The sequence below is a fragment of the Geovibrio ferrireducens genome (genome assembly GCF_026226615.1).
GTDB lineage: Bacteria > Chrysiogenota > Deferribacteres > Deferribacterales > Geovibrionaceae > Geovibrio > Geovibrio ferrireducens.
In genome coordinates this window covers 185,409-206,522 of record NZ_JAJAPB010000004.1, presented here as the reverse complement: position 1 = coordinate 206,522, position 21,114 = coordinate 185,409, and the positions used below count along the sequence as shown (strand labels likewise).

The 21,114-nt window shown below is 47.9% G+C and carries 16 protein-coding genes; 13 read left to right on the top strand and 3 right to left on the bottom strand.

Going from position 1 to position 21,114, the window contains the following annotated elements; all coding sequences use genetic code 11:
• Nucleotides 1-44 precede the first annotated feature (44 nt).
• The 10 genes from OSQ85_RS06240 to pseB all read left to right on the top strand — a co-directional run bounded on the left by OSQ85_RS06240 (nt 45) and on the right by pseB (nt 10,123).
• A complete protein-coding gene (locus tag OSQ85_RS06240; protein ID WP_164885376.1) occupies nt 45-212 on the top strand; it encodes a hypothetical protein in 168 nt (55 codons plus the stop codon).
• 548 nt (nt 213-760) lie between these two features.
• Entirely contained in the window at nt 761-3,037 is a 2,277-nt protein-coding gene (gene phsA / locus OSQ85_RS06235; RefSeq protein WP_265821981.1) for a thiosulfate reductase PhsA, read from the top strand.
• Nucleotides 3,038-3,049: 12 nt separating this feature from the next.
• Entirely contained in the window at nt 3,050-3,589 is a 540-nt protein-coding gene (locus OSQ85_RS06230; RefSeq protein ID WP_322874086.1) for a 4Fe-4S dicluster domain-containing protein, read from the top strand.
• An 11-nt stretch (nt 3,590-3,600) separates the two neighbouring features.
• Nucleotides 3,601-4,353, top strand: coding sequence for a thiosulfate reductase cytochrome B subunit (gene phsC / locus OSQ85_RS06225; RefSeq protein WP_265821980.1), 753 nt, complete (start codon nt 3,601-3,603; stop codon nt 4,351-4,353).
• 179 nt (nt 4,354-4,532) lie between these two features.
• A complete protein-coding gene (gene pseC / locus OSQ85_RS06220) occupies nt 4,533-5,681 on the top strand; it encodes a UDP-4-amino-4,6-dideoxy-N-acetyl-beta-L-altrosamine transaminase (RefSeq protein ID WP_265821979.1) in 1,149 nt (382 codons plus the stop codon).
• A complete protein-coding gene (locus OSQ85_RS06215; RefSeq protein WP_265821978.1) occupies nt 5,666-6,484 on the top strand; it encodes a glycosyltransferase family protein in 819 nt (272 codons plus the stop codon). Before pseC ends, OSQ85_RS06215 begins: the two co-directional genes overlap by 16 nt.
• Nucleotides 6,481-7,422, top strand: a complete 942-nt coding sequence (locus OSQ85_RS06210) for a PseG/SpsG family protein (protein WP_265821977.1) — start codon at nt 6,481-6,483, stop codon at nt 7,420-7,422. Before OSQ85_RS06215 ends, OSQ85_RS06210 begins: the two co-directional genes overlap by 4 nt.
• Nucleotides 7,419-8,009 (top strand): formyltransferase family protein, encoded by a 591-nt coding sequence (locus tag OSQ85_RS06205; protein WP_265821976.1) that lies wholly within the window; start codon nt 7,419-7,421, stop codon nt 8,007-8,009. Before OSQ85_RS06210 ends, OSQ85_RS06205 begins: the two co-directional genes overlap by 4 nt.
• Nucleotides 8,006-9,061 carry a pseudaminic acid synthase gene (pseI, locus tag OSQ85_RS06200; RefSeq protein WP_265821975.1) on the top strand — a complete coding sequence of 352 codons (1,056 nt, stop codon included), beginning with the start codon at nt 8,006-8,008 and terminating at the stop codon, nt 9,059-9,061. Before OSQ85_RS06205 ends, pseI begins: the two co-directional genes overlap by 4 nt.
• 60 nt (nt 9,062-9,121) lie before the next feature.
• On the top strand, nt 9,122-10,123 hold the full coding sequence (pseB, locus tag OSQ85_RS06195; protein WP_265821974.1) for a UDP-N-acetylglucosamine 4,6-dehydratase (inverting): 1,002 nt from the start codon (nt 9,122-9,124) through the stop codon (nt 10,121-10,123).
• An 11-nt stretch (nt 10,124-10,134) separates the two neighbouring features.
• On the opposite strand, the gene OSQ85_RS06190 is transcribed toward pseB, so the two are convergent.
• On the bottom strand, nt 10,135-12,054 hold the full coding sequence (locus OSQ85_RS06190) for a motility associated factor glycosyltransferase family protein (RefSeq protein WP_265821973.1): 1,920 nt from the start codon (nt 12,052-12,054) through the stop codon (nt 10,135-10,137).
• Nucleotides 12,055-12,657: 603 nt separating this feature from the next.
• Here OSQ85_RS06190 and OSQ85_RS14055 point away from each other — a divergent pair.
• The 3 genes from OSQ85_RS14055 (at nt 12,658) to OSQ85_RS06170 (ending at nt 18,342) form a co-directional block, all read left to right on the top strand.
• Nucleotides 12,658-15,042: a flagellin N-terminal helical domain-containing protein gene (locus OSQ85_RS14055; protein ID WP_322874085.1), complete on the top strand. Its 2,385-nt coding sequence runs from the start codon at nt 12,658-12,660 to the stop codon at nt 15,040-15,042.
• Between the two features lie 61 nt (nt 15,043-15,103).
• Nucleotides 15,104-15,493: a flagellar protein FlaG gene (locus OSQ85_RS06175; RefSeq protein ID WP_265821972.1), complete on the top strand. Its 390-nt coding sequence runs from the start codon at nt 15,104-15,106 to the stop codon at nt 15,491-15,493.
• Nucleotides 15,494-15,957: 464 nt separating this feature from the next.
• Nucleotides 15,958-18,342, top strand: coding sequence for a flagellin N-terminal helical domain-containing protein (locus OSQ85_RS06170; protein ID WP_265821971.1), 2,385 nt, complete (start codon nt 15,958-15,960; stop codon nt 18,340-18,342).
• A 114-nt stretch (nt 18,343-18,456) separates the two neighbouring features.
• On the opposite strand, the gene argJ is transcribed toward OSQ85_RS06170, so the two are convergent.
• Together argJ and argC are read right to left on the bottom strand one after the other, a co-directional pair.
• The gene (argJ, locus tag OSQ85_RS06165; RefSeq protein ID WP_265821970.1) at nt 18,457-19,656 is read right to left on the bottom strand and encodes a bifunctional glutamate N-acetyltransferase/amino-acid acetyltransferase ArgJ; all 1,200 of its coding nucleotides are present in this window, start codon (nt 19,654-19,656) and stop codon (nt 18,457-18,459) included.
• Between the two features lie 379 nt (nt 19,657-20,035).
• A complete protein-coding gene (argC, locus tag OSQ85_RS06160) occupies nt 20,036-21,040 on the bottom strand; it encodes an N-acetyl-gamma-glutamyl-phosphate reductase (protein ID WP_265821969.1) in 1,005 nt (334 codons plus the stop codon).
• Nucleotides 21,041-21,114 lie beyond the last annotated feature (74 nt).

Genomic DNA, 21,114 nt, shown 5'->3' with positions numbered 1-21,114 from the left:
CATTGAAAACATGGATGTAGTTTCTTAAAACATGGAGGTGTGCTATGGCTGCAGTGAGTGTGCAGAAAACAAAGGGTGAAAATTCTCAGCTTAATCAGCTTCAGGAACTCTTGAGAGAGATGTTCCAGAGTAACTTCTACGGATCGGTGGAAGTGAAGTTTGAAGGCGGAAAAGTCACTATAGTTAAAAAGACTCAGTCATTGAAAATATAGTAAATTAACAGCAGGGGGATGCATTGTGCTCCCCCTGCTTTATTTTTGTTTATTCATCTTTCACCGGATTATCAATCAATAAAATTGAACATAATATTCAGTCTTTTGTTTTATTTTTAAATTTAAGTGTCTTAGAACCCTTTCCGGTAAAGGGTTATTTTCATATGCTCATTTTTGCACTGTAAACAGGCAAAAGCGTTATATTTTGACTAATTTAACGCAATGTGTCCGGCGTATAGGAAATGTCACATTATTTTACAGATAAAATATATAACTTTTGTTCACTACAGATAAAACATATTAAATGACTATGAATTTCAGAAGACATTGATATGAAAGATAACTCACATATTCCCTCCCTTAAATCCTGAAAAATAAGCCTGTAAATTAAGTCTATAAGGCATTGTAAGCGTTACCTAAATTTTACAAATACCGTTGACATGATAAACCATGTCAATATAGCCTTTCCAATAAAGATTATCGGTTTATTAAATAGTCATGAGACTATGTTCATTAACAAAGAGTAAATATCTAAAACGAGGGAATCTATGAAAGTAACTCGTAGACGTTTTATGCAGGGTGCTGCTGCCGCCTGTGCCGCCAGCACATTACCGCTTGGGGCTGTTGCCTTTCAGGATAATATCAAGGTTGAGGGTGTAACGCCTGAGACTAATACAACCTGTGAGATGTGTTCTTACAGGTGTCCTGTCAGGGTGCATGATCTGGGAGGCGGTAAAATCTTTATCGAAGGGAATAAAAATGCCGGGCATCAGAAAACAAGAATCTGTGCCAGAGGCAGCAGCGGCTACAGCCTCCTGAATGACCCGAACCGTATTGTTAAGCCTATGAAAAGGAATGGAGAAAGAGGTGCGGGCGAATGGGAGGTTATAAGCTGGGAGCAGGCCTACAGCGAAATAGCCGCAAAAATGAATGAGCTTAAAAGCAAGTTCGGCCCTGAGACAGTGGCTTTTTCTGCCAAGTCAGGCTCTCTTTACAGCCAGTTCACTCATTTTGCGAAGGCCTTCGGCTCTCCTAACACCTTTTCTCACTCCACAATGTGTCCGGGTGGCAGATACGTCACTGCGGACATTATGCTCGGAGATGACATGGTGTGGGATCTCAAGAATACTAAATATCTGATAGTATTCGGCCACAACCTGTTTGAGGGTGTTGAGGTGGGCGATACTTACAGAACTGCGGATCTCCAGAGTAAAGGCGGCAAGCTGGTAAGCTTTGACCCCCGTATGTCCGTGGTGTCCAGCAAGGCTGATGAATATTTCTACATAAAGCCCGGAACGGATATTGTTGTTGCTCTTGCGATGTGTAATGAGCTCATAAAAAATGAGTTGTATGACAAAGAGTTTATAGCGCAATACGCCATAGGCTTCGATGAGTTCGCAAGAAGCATAGAGAACATAACCCCCGAATTTGCGGAGATGTATTCCGGTGTGAATGCCGGGGCAATAAGGCGCATAACAAGGGAATTTGCCGCTGCTGCTCCTGCTGCGGTTGTTTCTCCCGGCCACAGAACGACTTACTCATTTGAGGAGTTTGACACACGCAGAGCTCTTTTTGCGCTCAATGCGCTTGTGGGGAACTTTGAGCGCAAAGGCGGACTTTACAGCAAGAGGAGCCCGGAAGCTTATAACAAGCTTGCCGGTGTTCAGGTTGCTCCTGAGCTGAAAAAGATCAAGATCGAATACCCCAAAGCTGCTCCCAGACTGGATGCTCTGGACGGCGAAAGATTTAAATACAGCATAAAAAGAGGCGGAATCTACCAGAGAATCCTTGATACCGCCCTCACCGAAAAGCCGTACCCTGTAAAAGGCTGGGTAATGACAAGAACAAACCCCATGCAGACTCTGGCGGACTATCCGAAAATGGCAGAGGCCATGAAGGCCATGGAACTGGTCGTTGTCTGTGATGTGTACATGACTGACACTGCCGCTTTTGCAGATTATTTCCTGCCGGAAGTCACATATCTAGAAAGGTTTGAGCCCATCGAAAACAGATCCGGACAATCCCCTGCGTATTCACTCCGTCAGCCGACTGTCAAAACAATCGGTGATGCGAAATCCAGTGCCGAAATATGGTACGGTCTTGCTGAGAAACTCGGTCTTGCGGAGTATTATCCCTGGGGCGGGAGCATGGAGAAATATATCGAAATGCAGACAGCGGGGAATCCTGAATTTCTTAAGGAAATCAAGGAAAAAGGCTTTGTTTCATACGGAGTGTCCTTCCTGCTGAGAGAGCCCTCCATGATCGAAAAATTTGTTGAAAAATATCCCGAAGCGGCAGCCAGCCTTGACCCTGACGGAACCTTTGCCAGTCATATGAAGTTTAAGACAAAAAGCGGCAAAATCGAGTTCTTCTCCGAAGATGTTGAGCAGCTCTGGCCGGGCTACGGCGTACCCAGATTCAGAAATATCAAAATAGCAGGTTCAAATGAGCTCCTGTTTATTCAGGCAAAAGCGGCTGTCCACACCAATGCTGCCACAGCTTTTGTTCCCTCGCTTTCTGCTCTTATGTCCGAGAACCCCGTGTGGATCAACACAGAGACAGCCAAAACCCACGGAATAAAGCACGGAGACAGAATATCTCTCGAAAACGCCACAGGAAAAGAGACAGGAACAGCCCATGTTACGGACGGTATCCGCCCGGACACTGTGTTCACTTACATGGCGGGCTTCGGCGTGAAAAACGGCTACAGGCAGACAGCAGCAGCTTCCAACGGAATAATGTGCTCAAACCTGCTCCCTCATGCGGTTAATGATGTAACAGGCATGGCGGTTCATACCAGCGCCGTAAAAATTTCCAAGGCTTAGGGGGTTTTGATTATGAAATCTAACTACGTGATGTTTCACGATGAAAAAAAATGCATAGGATGTCAGGCCTGTACAGTGGGATGCGCCAATGTGAACGATGTCCCCGCAGGGTTCGGACGTGTTCAGGTGCAGATCAAACAGGACAAGGACAGGTATCAGTTTTACAGAGTTTCATGCCAGCACTGCGAAAAAGCCCCCTGCGTGGGCGTATGCCCCACCGGAGCTTCATATGTTGACGCTGAGGGAATAGTTAAGGTCAATAATGCAAGGTGCATAGCCTGTTCATACTGTCAGTCCGCCTGTCCTTACAGCGTGCGCTATATGGACCCGGACACCCGCTGCCCCGATAAGTGCGACTTCTGCGCGGAATCAAGGCTCGCCAAAGGGGAGCTGCCCGTTTGTGTGGCAGTATGCCCCACCGATGCGCTTTCTCTGGTGAAGGCGGATTCCGGGGAAGCTGCCGAATGGATTGAGAAACACCCTGAAGCATACAGGGAATCAAAAGGCGGGGCAGGGCTTGCCAGCGTTTACCGCCGTAAAGAAATACACTAAGGAGTTCAGGCATGATCAATATTTGGGGTTCCGATATAAATTACACACCGGATTACTGGCCTCTGTGGCTTGTTATCCTTGCAGTGCTTGCAGCTCTTACACTTGCAGGTGTTGCGGGGCATTTTATGCTGAGAAAGGTATTAGCGCCGAAGCGTGAGGCAGCTGGAGAGCATAAGCTTTATCTCTACAGCCTTCCCGTCCGTGTGTGGCACTGGCTTAACGCTCTGCTGTTTGCGGTGCTTCTTGCCACAGGGCTTACAAACCATTTCGGCCCTTCGCCCATGCTGGTGAAAATACACCACATCGCAGGACAGGTTTTTGTTGCGGTATGGATATACTTCATAGTCATAAACATATTTACAGGCAACGGAAAGCACTACCTGATACAGCTCAGCGGCTTCACAGGCAGAATCATCAGACAGGGTATGTTCTATCTTTTCGGAATAATGAAGGGTGAACCGCATCCTTTTCATTCCTCGGAAACATGCAAGTTCAACCCGCTCCAGCAGGTTGCCTACGCAGGTGTGGTATATGTGCTTATGCCCATTCTTGCCGTAAGCGGACTTCTTGCTCTTTATCCTGAGTTCATGGGGCTTGCCGGAATGAAAGGGATGGCGGTCAGGGTGCACCTTGCTTTCGGCGTAATTTCGCTGATATTCATCATAGCACACCTCTACCTCTGCACATGCGGCGGGTATATGACACAGCTTCTCAAAGGCATGATAGACGGTTACCACAGGGAAGACAGTTCAGAGAAACACTGATGCTCTCTCCGGAGTAATACTCCTTCATAAATGTACCAAGCTCCCCTCCGGAGGTGTAGCCGCAGGGGAGCCTTGGTTCTTTGTCTATGCGTTTCTGCTTTCTTCCGAATCATTACATCACTGGACATTTCCCTTTCTTGAAGCTATACAGATCATATAAGTAACTTCAGGTGAATACAGTGTCCCTAAAAAGAATCATCCCCTACGGAAGACAGGAAATCACGGAAGAAGATATAAAAGCCGTGGCAGAAACCCTCCGCTCGGACTACCTCACTCAGGGGCCGAAAGTTGCCGAGTTTGAGGAAAAGCTTGCATCATACTGCGGTGCAAAGTTCGCTGTGGCTTTCTCCAACGGAACAGCAGCTCTCCACGGCGCATATTACGCCGCAGGGCTGAGAAAAGGCGACAGCTTCATCACCTCCCCCATGACATTCGCAGCAACAGCAAACGCAGGGCTTTACCTCGGCGCTTCCCCTGTATTCTGCGATATAGAGCCTGACACAGGCAATATCGATTCAGACCGAATCCCCGCCCTTATCAATAAATCAGTTAAACTCATCGCCCCTGTCCATTACTCCGGCATGCCTGCTGATATGGCTGAGATACGCGCCATAGCAGATGAAAGGAAACTCATGGTGATTGAGGACGCATGCCATGCTCTGGGCGCAGTATACAAGGGTGAAAGAATAGGGAACTGCGCTTATTCGGATATGGCGGTTTTCAGCTTCCACCCGGTAAAGCATGTTGCAACCGGTGAGGGGGGAGCCGTTCTCACTAATAATAAAAATCTGCGTGATACGCTCCTTATTTTCCGCAGCCACGGAATCACAAGGGATAATCTGATAAACGAACCCCACGGCGGCTGGTATCACGAGATGCAGGAACTGGGCTACAACTACCGCATGACGGATATTCAGTGCGCACTGGGAATAAGCCAGCTTTCAAGAGCCGAAAGCTCTTTGGGGAAGCGCAGACTCATGGCAGCAAAATACGATGCCGTTTTCAGTGATGTTAAAGGGGTGAAAACCCCTCCTCACAGGGAAGGCAGACAGAACGCATACCACCTTTATCCGCTTCGTATGGAGCATGGGCGTAAAGAGGTTTACGACCTGCTCCGGGAAAAGGGGGTACACGCTCAGGTGCATTATCTGCCGGTGTATATGCACCCGTACTACAGGGCGAACGGATTTGAAAATTTCACTCTGCCGGAGGCGGAAAAATTCTATAAATCAGAGCTCAGCATACCCATGTTTCCGTCACTCACGGATGAAGAGCAGGACTATGTAACAGAATCTGTCAGGGAGGCGCTGAAATGCGTCTTGGGATAATAATTCAGGCACGCATGGGCTCAAGCAGGCTGCCCGGCAAGATACTTAAAAAACTGCCCGAAAAAGGCGGCAGAACAGCCCTTGAGCATGTGGTGCGCCGCTGCCTTATGGTTAAGGAAGCATCGGAAGTAATAGTGGCAACCACCACCGAAGAGGCTGATCTCATGGTGGTGAACGAAGCTGCAAGGCTTGGAGTCCGCTCCTTCCGGGGGAGCGAGGATGATGTTCTGGAACGCTACTATCTTGCGGCAAAGGCGGCAGGGCTGGAGGCTGTTATGCGCATAACCTCAGACTGCCCGTGCCATGACCCCGAAGTGCTGGGTGATATGGTAAGGAAGTTCACCGGAAGCCGGGCGGATTATGCTTCAAACACCGTAACCCGCTCTTACCCCCACGGGCTGGATGCGGAGGTGTTCACCTTTGAGGCTCTTGAAAAGGCGTATAAAGAGGCGGAGCTTAAACAGTACCGTGAGCATGTGACGCCCTATCTGTATAAATCAGGCATATTTAAGACTGTACAGCTTGTTCAGGATAAAAATACATCAGACATAAGAGTAACTCTGGACACACCGGAGGACTACGCCCTTCTGACAGCGGTTTTCGAGTTTCTTGGGGATGATTTCGGACTCCGGGAGCTTGAGGAGCTCTTTGCTGAGAAGCCGTGGCTCTCATATATCACTAAGCCTGTTGTGCAGAAGGCGGTTTTCTCAGGTGAGAAGGAAGAACTGGAAGCCGCGGTCAGGCTCCTTGAAAAGCAGGATATGTTCAGGGCGGCGGCTGTTATTAAAAGAGAGATAAATTGAAAACAGGAATCTTTACCTCCGCAGGAAAAGGGATAGGCTACGGCCACTACGGCAGATGCCGCGCGCTGAAAGAAGGCTTCGCGGAAAAGAGCATTGATGCGGATCTGTTCATTCATGGAGAATGCGACAGAGGCATAGCGGGTGAAGATTCCGTCATAACCGACTGGATAAAGGATGTAAGCCTCTGCAAGGGCTATGATGTCTGCATTGTGGATTCATACCTCACAACGGAGGAGCAGCTTAATAAAATCGCCTCATACGGTGCATTGTGCGTATTTATTGACGACTGCATGCGGCTTGACTATCCGGAAGGGATAGTGCTCAACGGCTCTGTTTATGCGGAACAGCTTCCCTATGCTGGCAAGCCGTCCCAGATGATCCTTGCAGGAAGCAGATACGCCATGCTCCGCAGACCATTCTGGGATTTTGATGACTACGGTGAGAACAGAAGCGGAATATTCTTAAGTGCGGGCGGCTCCGGAGCAGAGGAAATTTCCGCTCATATATGCAGATTGCTCCTTGATAACACAGACGCGGATATATTTATTATAAGCGGGAGCAAGCCTGTGGATTCACCCCGCGTCCATGCATTTTTCGGTCTCAGCGCCGCAGAGATGGCGGATTTGATGTCCGCCCGGCTGTTTGCGGTTTCCGCAGCGGGGCAGACATCATACGAGCTGGCGCGCACTGCGGTTCCTTCTGTTCTGTTCGGGTTTGCCGAAAACCAGAGGATTAATCTGGAAAACTGGGAGAAAACAGGCTTCGCTTTATCAGTGGGCTTTTACGGGAATAAAAATTTTGATAATATTATGAAACGGGCACTCACGGATATACAAGATACGGACAAAAACCGCGCTATGTCGGCCCTCGGTCCTCTTTATGTAGACGGGCAGGGGGTGCGCAGGGTGGTCAGTATGATTGCGGAGGTGACGCAGTGAAGGTTGCCGTTCTTACAAATAATGAGGTTTCAAGACCGCTTATAGACTGGCTCAGGGAAACAGGCGAGGATGTGGAGGTGATCAGCGAAAAGATCGATCTCCACATGCTGGAAAGGATACAGCCTGATCTCATAGTGAGCTACAGCTACAGATACATAATCGGGGAGGATGTGATCAGCGCCATGAACGGCGGGATCATAAACCTGCATATATCTTACCTGCCGTGGAACAAGGGGGCAGACCCCAATATATGGAGCTTTCTGGAAAACACCCCGAAGGGTGTGACCATACATAAAATAGACGAAGGTCTGGACACGGGCGAAATCCTTGTTCAGGAGGAGCTGGTGTTCAACGAGGCGGAGGAGACCCTTGCCAGCTCATACGAAAAGCTGCATGAGGCCATGCTGGATATGTTCAGGGCAAACTGGAAATACCTGCGGGAAAAAAGGATCATCCCCGCCAGACAGAAAAAGGGCGGCTCCTGCCATAAATCAGCAGACCTTGATAAATACAGGCATATAATAGCTGAGCATGGGTACACAATCCCTGTGAAAGAGTTTAAGAGACTCTGTGCGGAGATAAAATGAACAAGGCTGTAAACATAGGCGGACACACAATATCTGAGGACAGTCCGGCTTTTATCATAGCGGAGCTTTCCTGCAATCACCTCCAGAACTATGCTCTTGCGGAAAAAACAATCATAGCGATCAGGGAAGCCGGAGCGGATGCTGTTAAGCTCCAGACCTACACGCCGGATACCATAACCCTTAAGTGCTCTGATGACATTTTCCGCATATCCCACGGAACACTGTGGGACTCTAAAACCTTCTACGAACTCTACGGGGAGGCTTACACCCCTTGGGAATGGCAGCCGAAGCTGAAAAAGCTTGCGGATGAACTGGGGATGGTGTGCTTCTCCAGCCCGTTTGACTTTACCGCGGTGGACTTTCTGGAGAAGATGGATGTTCCGGCGTATAAAATCGCTTCTTTTGAAATAAACGATATACCCCTTCTGGAATATGTGGCTTCAAAAGGCAAGCCTGTCATAATATCCACGGGGATAGCTCACCTGGATGACATAGAGCTTGCTGTCAATACGGTGCGCAATGCGGGCAATGAGCAGATAATACTGCTGAAATGCACCAGCGCATACCCCGCAAAGCCTGAGGAGGCCAACCTGCTCACCATGCCGGACATGGCTTCCCGTTTCGGTGTCATAGCAGGTGTCAGCGACCACTCGGAGGGTTCCCTTGTGCCTGTGGTATCAGTGAGCCTCGGCGCTAAGGTGATAGAGAAGCACTTCATTCTGGACAGAAAGCTCGGAGGGCCTGACGCGGCTTTTTCCATGGAGCCTCAGGAGTTTAAAAAGATGGTGCAGGATGTGCGCACCGCTGAGGCCTCCCTTGGCAGGGCGGACTACGTGCTCACGGAGAAGGCGGAAAAAAACCGTATTTTCTCCCGCTCACTCTTCATAGCGGAGGATGTGAAAAAAGGTGAGGAGATCACCCCCCGGAACCTCCGTTCCGTCAGACCTTCAAACGGGCTGCACACTAAGCACTACAAAGAGCTTTTGGGGAAAAAAGCTGCAAAGGACATCAGGAAAGGCACTCCCGCATCATTTGACCTTTTTACCGGGTAGGCGTGGAATATTATTTGCTAAATTACAGGCATAAGGTAAATTTTTCTCACCGGAGAGATTATGAACATTGACGGCAAAACGGTTCTTGTAACCGGAGGAACAGGTTCCTTCGGTAAAAAGTTTATAAGGTATATTCTCGAAAACCATAGTCCCAGAAAGGTTATTGTATATTCCAGAGACGAGTATAAACAGTATGTCATGCAGGGTGACTTCGCCTCGCATCTATCCAAAATGCGCTTTTTCATAGGCGATGTGCGGGACAGGGAAAGGATGTACCGTGCCTTTGACGGTGTGGATATTGTTGTTCATGCTGCCGCACTGAAACAGGTTCCCGCTGCCGAATATAACCCTATGGAAGCAATAAAGACCAATATAACCGGAGCAGAAAACGTTATTGATGCCGCAATTGACAGAGGCGTGGAGAAAGTTATTGCTCTTTCCACGGACAAGGCTGTCCACCCGGTCAACCTTTACGGAGCGACCAAGCTTGTGTCTGACAAACTGTTTACATCAGCCAACGCTTATGCGGGCTCAAAAAAAACCAAGTTCAGCGTTGTGCGCTACGGAAATGTAGCTGGCAGCCGCGGCTCGGTTATTCCCTTTTTCAAAAAGCTCATAGAGAGCGGCGAAAAGACCCTCCCAATAACCGACTTCCGTATGACCCGCTTCTGGATCACCCTTGAAGAAGGGGTGCAGATGGTTATGCGCGGAATAGAAGAGGCGAAGGGGGGTGAGGTTTATGTGGCTAAGATCCCCTCTTTCAATGTCACTGATCTGGCAAAGGCTATGCTGCCCGGCGCTCAGCTTAAGGAGATCGGCATACGCGAAGGGGAGAAGATGCATGAGGAGATGATAACCGTTGAGGACGCTCCCATGACTTACGAATACGGAAACTACTACATTATATATCCCAACTATTCATGGTGGTCGCTGGAAAGGCACTTCACGGAAGGCGGGAAAAGAGTTCAGCCTGAGTTTTTCTACAAGTCAGACACCAATGTGCATTTCCTCTCCGTTGAGGAACTCAGTGAGTGGACTGCGAAAATAGGCACAGTGGACTGATAGAGGGAGGCTTATGCCTCCCCGTTTTCTTCCTTCATCTTTTTCAGGTTGGATTCAAGGAGAGCCTTAAGAACATAAAGCATGTTCAGCATCTTTTTAATCAGCTCCACCATAACAGCCAGCATATCCTTCATAACAATCATGATTGCGTTGTTTTTATCCTCCGCCTTGTCATGGTTAGCCCGAATACCCTGAACCTCCACCATAGCCCTGATGTAGTAGGCCTGCACATAGTGCATAAGTATGTAAAAGAACTGTCTTTCGGAGAATATGGAGTTCAGCGATTCCGTCTGTTTGATGAGGGGAAATCCCTTTTCGCTGTCGTAAATTCCGCTCTCTTTATAGGGATCGGCGATTTTTTCCTTATATTCCACACACAACAAATAGCCGTCGTAGAATCTCTTCATGGCGCTTTCACAGTAGTCTATACTTTCCTGAACCTTGGCGAGTGTTTTTTCATAGTAGCCCGTAGCCTCAGCCTTATCAGGCTTGTGGAGAAACCCTCTGATCAGTGATGGTATATCGGCAGGCTGAACATCCTTTATATGCCTGTCTATGGCCTCTGCAAAGGTCATAAGCTCAGCGCCGTGAATTTTGGCTCCGCCCTCTGTGGCGTTTATGACCTTGCCTTTGAATCCGGCGATGTCCTTCATGTAGAACTTACGGAAAGCATCCCACACATTTGTGGTCTTTATCTGGGGAATATAGTTTCCTTCCACCATAAGGTTCTTTCTCTGAGTGAGGTACTGCTGCTCCTTTTCTCCGTATGTGCTGCCCGTGGCGTGGGTTATATCATCCTCGCCGAAGGCGAGATCCTGCCCGATGAGAATAATCGGGTTGCAGCCGAGGTGCTCCAGAACCTTAAATGCCATATTTGCGGATGATGGGCCAATATTAAGCGTTCCCTTCGGTATATTAAGCCATTCAAATGTGGAGAAGTTCCTGTAAACAACTATCCGATCCCCTTTGAAGTTTTCATAGGTCAGCGGGTGAATTACCGGGCAGGCGGCAAGGAACACATCCTTCACGTCCTCTTCGCTGAGGCCTTCAAACAGCCTGCTGGTAGCCTCAACCCTTTCAAGTGATGTGGTGAGGTGGGGTTTGAATCCGTGTTTTTTCATTACCCGGACAGATGCATCCACCGCGCAGATAACCGCCTTGTCATAAAGTCCGTCCAGAAGATGAATATTTTTGTTAAGCGACGGCCCCGTGGCGACTACAATGCCCGGCCTTCCGCTGAATTTTCCCGCAAGGTCGTCAATGCCCGGATATTCTATTATTTCTTTGATATTTACGAAGGTGTGGTCAATACCTATGAGTGAATCGAGGGGGTCGTTTCCGTAAAAAAGCATTACTTCTTTAACCGCATCATTCATTGTGCGTACTGCGCCAAGGTAGTAGTCCTTTGCGGAAACAAATGCCACAGGTTCTTCTATATAGTTTATTGCTTTTGCGAAAAACTTGTTGCTGCCTATGTTCATCAGCGAGTTCATTATAGGGTAAAGCTCCTCCGGTCTCTTTCCTATAACAAGATAGACGCGCTCATCGCGGATGTATTTTTCAAAGTCAATGTACTCTATAACAAGCGCAAAAAGCTCCGGGTCTTTCTCTATCACAATTAAGCAGGAGTCCGGCTGCGCTGCGAACATGTCCATATAGTTCATCAGGTTGTACAAAAGCCCCATGCCGAGAAAAACAGCAAGGTTAGGCACATTTATCCTTTTGTCGGCTATGAGTTTTCTGGAGCCTGCCAGCGGGTCCTTGTTGTCATAGAAAATCATCCCTTTTTCACTGAATATAAGGTTGGGATAGCGTTTCTGGTGCTCGGAATGTATCAGTTTGTATTTAGATGACTGGGAAGTGTTCATCACAAGGTTGTAAAGTTCGGGGCGGCGTTCTTTGAGCGCCTGCATATTTTTTTGTTTTATCATTAAGTTTACCCCCGTCAATGTTAAACGATTCTACCTAAAAAGAACCCGTGAGTCAACGGAGCATGGGGGCTCTCAACCGCCTGCGTATGATAAAAAAAATATGCTTTTTCTGTAACTTTCCGTAACTGTCTGATGCTGATCACAAAATAAATGAAGCATGACACGGGCGTACAGCTTTTTTATTTGTTTGGGTTTATGGCTGAATAGTATTGTCAAATAACAATAAATTTTTTGGTATATGCGTCAGGGAATAAATTTTTAAAAAAAGATCTTAAAATAATTAAAGTGCGGCAAATTTTTTCCGATAAAGACATCAGTGGATTCTAATCAGAATCCGGAAGACGAATAATTAGAATAGAAATAAATGAATCGGTACTGAAATAATCGGGCCGGCGGAATCAGAAAATGATACCGTCGGCCTTTTTGTTTTGAGGAGGTGGCAGAGAGGCTGTTTTGAACAATTTTTAAAATCTTTCGACGCAAAAGGAAGATAACAAAACACTTTCGACGCAGAAATGAAAGCCCCTTTCGACGCAGGAAAAAGGCTTTCAGGAACCACCCCGCAGGCAGGGAAGCCTGGGGTATGCCAACAAGGAGGACAGTATGGCAATGTATATCAATACTAATGTTCCGTCTCTCACCGCGCAGAGATATCTGGGACAGACAAACAACGACATCTCAAAATCTCTTGAAAGACTCTCAAGCGGTCTTAGAATCAACTCGGCATCGGACGACGCATCCGGTCTTGCCATTTCTGAGAAATTAAGGGGACAGATAAGCGGCCTCAAAAGAGCCTCGCTGAACGCCCAGGACGGTATTTCACTTCTTCAGACCGCAGAAGGCGGTTTGCAGAACATTCAGGACATGCTTCAGAGAATGAGAGAGCTCGCTGTTCAGGCGGGCAACGGTGTTTACACCACGAACGACAGAGCTGAGATCCAGAAAGAGGTTGACCAGCTCAAGGAAGAGATCAACAGAATATCCTCTTCTACGGAGTTCAACACCAAGAAGCTTCTTAACGGAAACTCAACTGCTCTCTGGTCTTCAGACAGCTCTTCACTGAATGCCATTGTTAAGGGTGCAGTCGCCGAAGGCAACTACAATCTTAACGTCACTGTAGACCCCGGTAAAAACTATGTCTACAAGTCAGACGTTATGACCCTTAACGAAGACGCTATAGGAGCGGAAATTGTAACTGCAGGCGGAAACGCCAACGGAACCAACGTGGGTTTTGTAAGTGATCCCAACACACTTGCCTCCACAGGCACAGCTTACTACACAGTAACAGTGGGCGCGGGTGCGGACACAGGCTCTGCTGTGGTTACTCTCAGCGCGTACAGGCAGGCTGGCTCTAACTTCAGCACAGCAACCACGTGGGCAACTGGCGGTGGTACAGTGGGCGATTCCGGTTACCTCCTGCTTGAAGCCAAAACAAACTTCACCGTGTCAGGTACTACAGCGAACTACACCTTTAAAGCCACCTTCATCAATGCGAAGACAGGTGCTGAAACTTCGGTTGAAATTCAGGGCGGAGATGACGGTGCGGGCAACCTTGTTTTTGATCTTGCCGACATCACAGGTGCAGGTTTCTCAGGCGAACTTTCCTTCGCAATAGGAACAGATGCCAAGTTCCAGTCCGGGGACAAAATACTCCTCAGCACAACAGAGGCAGTTGATACTTCAACTACTTCCGGCGGCGGTACTATCCAGCTTTCCGGCGGCGCTGCGGGGACAACAGGACCGACTCTGTCCTACGGCAATAATGAACTGACTAAGGCCGACAACGGCGACACCACAATAGACTACAACAGCGTAACAATTTATCACGCCGTTCTCAACGAGACCACAGGCAATCTTGATGTGGGCAACCTGACTCTCAACTTCAGAGAGAACACAGGAACACTGACAGCTTACGGTTCAACCGATGCCGGAACTTTTGACCTTCAGATTCTCGGAGGCGGCGAGGCTGCTGCGAGCACCACAAAGCTGAAAGATATAGCCAGATTCACAACTGATGACGGTGTTAATATCTTTGCAGCCGGTCCTCAGGAACTGACAATTTACGGTAACGGCAAATCAGCTACCATTTATATCGAAGGTGATGACACAATCTCCGATTTTGAAACAAAGCTTTCAGAAGCTATAGTGAACGGTCTCGGCATGGGTGCAACATCAAGCACAAGTGATGAAGCCACAACCGTAAACAACAACCTCGTGAACTATGTTTCAACCGGGGATGACACTGCCAACACTAATGAAGCTCTTGAAGGAACTTTCGTTATTCAGACTGCACGTCTGGGTGAAGAGAGCAAGCTTTCCTTCATCGGCGACCAGAACTTCATTAATGCCCTTTCGCTTGCCACAATCCAGAAAGGTGAAAACAGCGAAATGACAATTAAAGTCACTGATGCACACACAGGCAAGTTCATCGGCTCCGATAAGGTTAATGACGGAACTCTCAGAGGAGTTATTCAGGGTGTTGATGTCAAAGTGGACAGCAATGTAGGTGTGGATATAAGCTGGGATTCAACCAAAAAAGAACTTAGCTTTACGGCAACAGGCGAAAGCGAGGACATCAAGCTCCATCTTGTTGATAACGCCATGAAAATGCAGATCGGTGCTAACGAAGGGCAGACTATCCTTGCGAACATACCGCAGATAAATACTACCTCTCTCGGTATAGATGACATTCTCATGGTTGATCAGGATCTTGCTCAGAAAGCTATCACTAAGCTGGACAAGGCTCTCGGCAATGTTTCCGGTGTCAGGGCGACGATCGGTGCTCAGATCAACAGGCTTGAATACACTATGACAGGCCTTGACACAACAAGAGAAAACCTGACAGCAGCTGAATCAAGGATACGCGACCTTGACATAGCTGATGAGATGGCCAGGTTCACTAAAAACCAGATTCTGGCTCAGTCGAACATTGCCATGCTTTCGCAGGCTAATGCTCTTCCGCAGATGGCTCTTTCGCTTATAGGGTAATAAATCAATTTCCTAAGAGGTGGTGAAAGCCGTCTCTTAGGATGCTATTTAAGGTGTAGTCATGATTGAATTTGTAAAGAACGTTCAAACTGGTACACCCGATGCGGGCAGCGGAGCAAAAGTACAGGCTACTCAGAGTGTTTCGCAGTCAATAAAACTGGTTAATGAAAAACTCTTCGGCAACGCTGCCGAAAAGGTGGACACTGAGAAGGAAAAGAAACAGGTAAAACAAGAGGAAGTTGAGTCTGCTGTCGAAAAGCTTAACGAAAGTCTCAAAAGTATGGACGTTAAGCGTGAGTTCAGTGTTGAGAAACAGCTTAATGCTGTGATAGTGAAACTCATAGACAGAGAAAAGGGCAGTGTAATCAAGCAGATCCCGTCTGAGGAGGCCGTCAGGCTTTCCCGGAACATCAAAGAGATGGTGGGGCTTATGCTGGATGAAAAGTTCTGAAAGATTCAGTAAGTAAATTATAACAGAGTTCAGTATATTTCCGGAGGGCGGCTGAGTTCGCCCTCCTTCATCCGGAACGGGTTTCTTAAGGAAGAGGATGAAATTACTCCTTTTCCCTCAATGAACTAGTGCCTTCTTTCGATCTTTTTTAAATTTTTTTTCTAAAGATCTCTTTTGTATTTTCGATACTACATTCATGCAGAGGAAGACACCAAAGGCGACATATAAAATGAGCCTCATCTTCCCATAAATGCCGAAGTTAAAACTTAATAGGAATTGGTACTGAAATACTCAGGCCGATGTCAGGTTTAATCCTGTCATCGGCCTTTTTTTTTCGAAAAATTTCAGCCCCTCTTCTTAAAAGCTGACCACAAAACTCCCGTCAGGGAGCCGCTGGAACTTTCGGTAAAAAACAAGAGTAAAAACGGCAAGGATGCCGGCCATGAAAACACGGAGGTATTACAATGGCAATGTATATCAACACGAACGTCCCTTCTCTGACGGCTCAGAGATACCTGGGACAGACAAACAACGCGGTAGCTAAGTCACTTGAAAGACTCTCAAGCGGTCTTAGAATCAACTCGGCATCGGACGACGCATCCGGTCTTGCAATTTCCGAGAAATTAAGAGGCCAGATAAGCGGTCTCAAAAGAGCTTCACTCAACGCCCAGGACGGTATATCACTTCTTCAGACTGCTGAAGGCGGCCTGCAGAACATTCAGGACATGCTTCAGAGAATGAGAGAGCTTGCTGTTCAGGCGGGTAACGGTGTTTACACCACGAACGACAGGGCTGAGATCCAGAAAGAGGTTGACCAGCTCAAGGAAGAGATCAACAGAATAGCTTCCTCAACAGAGTTCAACACCAAGAAGCTTCTTAACGGAGATGCAACCGCTCTGTGGTCTTCCGACAGTTCAGACCTCAGCGTTATTGTTAAGAGTGCAGTGGCCGAAGGCAACTACAACCTTAACGTTACTGTAGACCCCGGTAAAAACTATGTCTACAAATCAGACGTTATGACCCTGAACGAAGATGCTATCGGAGCCGAAATTGTTACCGCAGGCGGAAACGTTAACAACACTAACGTTGGTTTCGTAACAGACCCCAACACACTTGCCTCCACAGGCACAGCTTACTACACCGTAACAGTAGGCGCAGGTGCGGACACAGATTCTGATGTTTTAACAATGAGTGTGTACAGACAGGCCGGTTCTAACTTTGGCTCCGCCGCGACATGGGCACCTGGCGGTACTGTGGCTGAGTCCGGTTACCTTCTGCTTGAAGCACAGGAAAATTTCACCGTGTCAGCAGGTACTCCAGCGAACTACGCTTTCAAAGCAACCTTTGTTGATGCGAAAACAGGCGAGAAGTCAACTTATTCAATTCAGGGTGGATATGACGGTGCAGACAACCTTGTTTTTGACCTCTCAGGCATGACCGGCTCAGGTTTCTCAGGCGAAGTTTCCATCGCTATCGGAACAGATGCCAACATGCAGTCCGGAGACAAAATACTCCTCAGCACAACAGAGGCAGTTAATACTTCAACTACTTCCGGCGGCGGTACAATTGCTATCTCCGGCGGGACAGCAGGCACAACCGGGCCCACTCTGTCTTACGGCAACAACGAACTGACCAAAGCCGACAACGGCGATACCACTATCGATTACAACAGCGTAACTGTTTACCATGCTGCTCTTAATGTTGAAACAGGCAACCTTGACGTTGGTAACATGACACTCAACTTCAGAGAGAACACAGCAACAAGCGGCGCTACAATAGGAGCAACAAAGTATGGTTCTTTTGACCTTCTTGTTGCGGGCGGCGGCGAAGCTGCAACCAGTACAACGAAACTCAAAGACATCGCAAGATTCACAACTGACGACGGCGTAAACATTTTTGCAGCCGGTCCTCAGGAACTGACTATCTTCGGTAACGGAAGCTCAGCTACCATCTACCTTGAAGGGGATGATACAGTCTCCGAATTTGAGAAAAAACTTACCAGTGCTATACTTGAACTCGGCATGGGTGCTACAGCCGGAACCAGTGATGAGTCCGCAACTGTAAACAACAACCTCGTGAACTATGTTTCAACAGGTGACGTGACCGACAATTCAAACGAAGCGCTTGCAGGTACTTTCGTAATCCAGACCGCACGTCTTGGCGACGACAGCAAACTGTCCTTCATCGGCGACCAGAACCTTATAAACGCCCTCTCTCTTGCTACTATACAGAAAGGAGAGAACAGTGAGACAACAATTAAAGTTACTGACGCTCACACAGGCAAGTTCATAGGTTCCGACTCCGTTAACGACTCAACCCTCAGAGGAGTAATTCAGGGTGTTGACGTTAAGATAGACAGCGATGTCGGCGTAAGCATAAGCTGGAACTCCACTAAGAAAACAATGGAGTTCTCCGCAACAGGCGAAAGCAAAGACATCAAGCTTCACCTTGTTGACAACGCCATGAAAATGCAGATAGGTGCTAACGAAGGCCAGACTATCCTTGCGAACATACCGCAGGTTAACACTGCTGCCCTCGGTATAGACGATGTTCTGATGGTTGATCAGGATCTTGCCCAGAGCTCAATCACCAAGCTTGACAAAGCTCTGGAAACAGTGTCCGGCGTGAGAGCCACAATAGGTGCTCAGATCAACAGGCTTGAATACACCATGACAGGCCTCGACACTACAAGAGAAAACCTGACAGCAGCAGAATCAAGGATACGTGACCTTGACATAGCAGACGAGATGGCTAAGTTCACTAAGAACCAGATTCTTATGCAGTCAAACATCGGTATGCTTGCTCAGGCAAACAGCCTTCCGCAGATGGCTCTTTCACTTCTCGGTTAAGGAAACGTACAACCATAAAACAAAAAGGCGGTGGTTTAACCACCGCCTTTTTTTATCTGAACGGATATTGAAAACTGTCTGAACCCTCACGGGATAAAGACTCTCAGCAATTTCCTAGCTTCTGTAATCCGCGTTGATGGATATGTACTCCTTCGTGAAGTCGCAGGTGTAAACCGTTTTCGAAGCCGAGCCCTCTTTCAGATCCACAGTGATCTCTATATCCTTCTTTTTCATGATCGCAGCAGCCTTCGGTTCAAGGGCATAGTCCACTATCACGCCGTTTGTCGCATATTTCAGGTCTTCAAAATACAGATCAACATTGTCCTGTCTGCACGCTATGCCGCATGCACCCACCGTTGCGAAAATTCTTCCCCAGTTCGGGTCTTCCCCGTGGAGCATGGTTTTCACCAGAGGCGAATTGGCAAGGGCAAAGGCACACTTCTTCGCATCCTCTTCTGTTGCCGCGTTCACGACCTTAAACGTGCAGAACTTGGTAGCGCCTTCGCCGTCCCTCACGATCATTTTTGCAAGTTCAACACACACGGTCTTCACCGCCTCGAAGAACTCCTCCCTGTTAGGGATGATGCCGCTCATGCCGTTTGCAAACAGGAATACCGTATCATTGGTGCTCATGTCCCCGTCAACGGTGATGCAGTTGAAGCTGTCAGCCACTGCGTAATTCAGCGCTTCCTGCAATGCGTCTGTCTTCACCGCCGCATCTGTTGTGATAAAGCCGAGCATAGTGGCCATGGACGGGGCAATCATCCCCGCACCCTTCGCCGCACCCGCAACAACATAAGCGCCGTTCTGCGTCTCCACCAGCACGGCATATTCCTTTTTCACCGCATCAGTAGTCATGATCGCTTCCGCAAACTCATTCGAGTTTGAGGAATCAAGCTCGTCTATCAGCTCAGCCGCCTTAGCCGTCATTTTTCCCGCAGGAAGCTGAACGCCGATTACACCCGTGGACGAAATAAGCACAGCCCTTTCATCAATCCCAAGCTCAGAGGCAAAAGACTTCGTTATCTCACCGCAGGCCGCAAGCCCCTTCTCACCTGTACAGGCATTGGCGTTGCCGCTGTTTACAACTATCGCGCTGAATTTACCCTTCTTCCCGATAAGCTCCCGCCCATGAATAACCGGAGCAGCACAAAATTTGTTGGATGTGAAAACAGCCGCCGCATTAAACGGAACCTCGGAATAAAGAAGAGCCATGTCCTTCCTCCCCCTGCCGTTCCCCTTAATATCCGCAACCGCACTCGATGCCGAAAATCCCAAAGGTGCGCATACTCCTGCGCCTTTTATATGTTCCATGATAAATTCTCCTTAATCTGTAATTTGTAATGCGCACCTTTTAAGTTCCCATGGATGGAAACACGCCGTGCGAAGCGAAGGGCGGTTTACCCGCCCGCGAGCATGTGGCGAGGAATTACACGGATGTGAAATCCGAGCCGGTAAAACAAGAGCCGCATACTCCTGCGCCTTTTATATGTTCCATGATAAATTCTCCTTAAATATATTTTTATTATGATTTTCTTAGGGAAACTTTTTAGGAACAAAGTATCCCTAAACCCCTTCAAAAACTCACTTGTTTCTCAACACAAATTCAGTTTCTTTGGGAGAGAGTTTGAGAGAACCCGTTCTTTTCTGTTAAAGAAAGGGTTCTTTCAATTATAAAAGAAAAAACCGAAACTTATATCAGTCCTGTTGTTTCATCCAGTCCGCACATTACGTTCATGGTCTGCACTGCGGCTCCGCTTGCGCCTTTCACGAGGTTATCAATGGCGGAGGTAATGACGAGTTTATCTGCTTTTTTAAACAGTGCGATGTCTATGAAGTTGGTATCGCGGACATTTGCTGTGGCGGCGACGTTCCCGAAGTCGAGTATTCGGACGAATCTCCTGCCTTTGTAGAATGTTTTGAGGCATTCAGCGAGTTGGAATATATCTGTGTGTGACCGTGCGTATATGGTGCTTTCGATACCTTTATTTATAGGTGCGAGGTGGGGTGTGAAGGTTACGTCCACGGGTTTGCCCGCTTTGCCGAGAATGAAGTTAATTTCGGGGTTGTGCCTGTGGCTGAGTACGCCGTATGCCTGAAAGTTTTCCTGCACATTGCAGAAGTGTGTTTTTTCTGAGGGTGTCTTGCCTGCGCCGGTTATGCCGGATTTGCTGTCCGCAACTATGAACTCTCCGTCTATAAGTCCTTCTTTCAGAAGGGGAAACAGGGGCATAATCACTGAAGTGGGATAACAGCCGGGTATGGCTGCCAGTTTTGCGGTTTTAAGCTGCTCACCAAATATTTCGGGCATGCCGTAAACGGCTTCTGCGAAGAGTTCCTCTTTTTTGTGTGGCACTTTGTACACAAACTCGTACAGGTCTTTGCTACCCAGCCTGAAATCGGCGCTGAGGTCAGCTACTTTTTTCCCTTTGGAGAGGAAGAAGGCAGCCGCTTCCTGACTTGCCGTGTGGGGCAGGCAGAGGAATACCGCATCGATTTTCTGAGCGCATTTTTCATAGTCATCGGCTTCTATGATGTTATCGACAACGCCTCGGAGCTGGGGATAAACTGAGGAATAGGGCGTACCTGCAAGGGTGGTGCTGGTAAGTGCCGTTATTTCAAATTCAGGGTGTTTCGCAAGAATTTTCACCAGTTCAAATCCGGTGTACCCGGTGGCTCCGATAATTCCGATTTTCAAAATAGACCTCCGAAGGCTTGTCAGTGCAGGATATTAGCACCCGTTATATTAAATGTAAAGATACCTGTTTTATC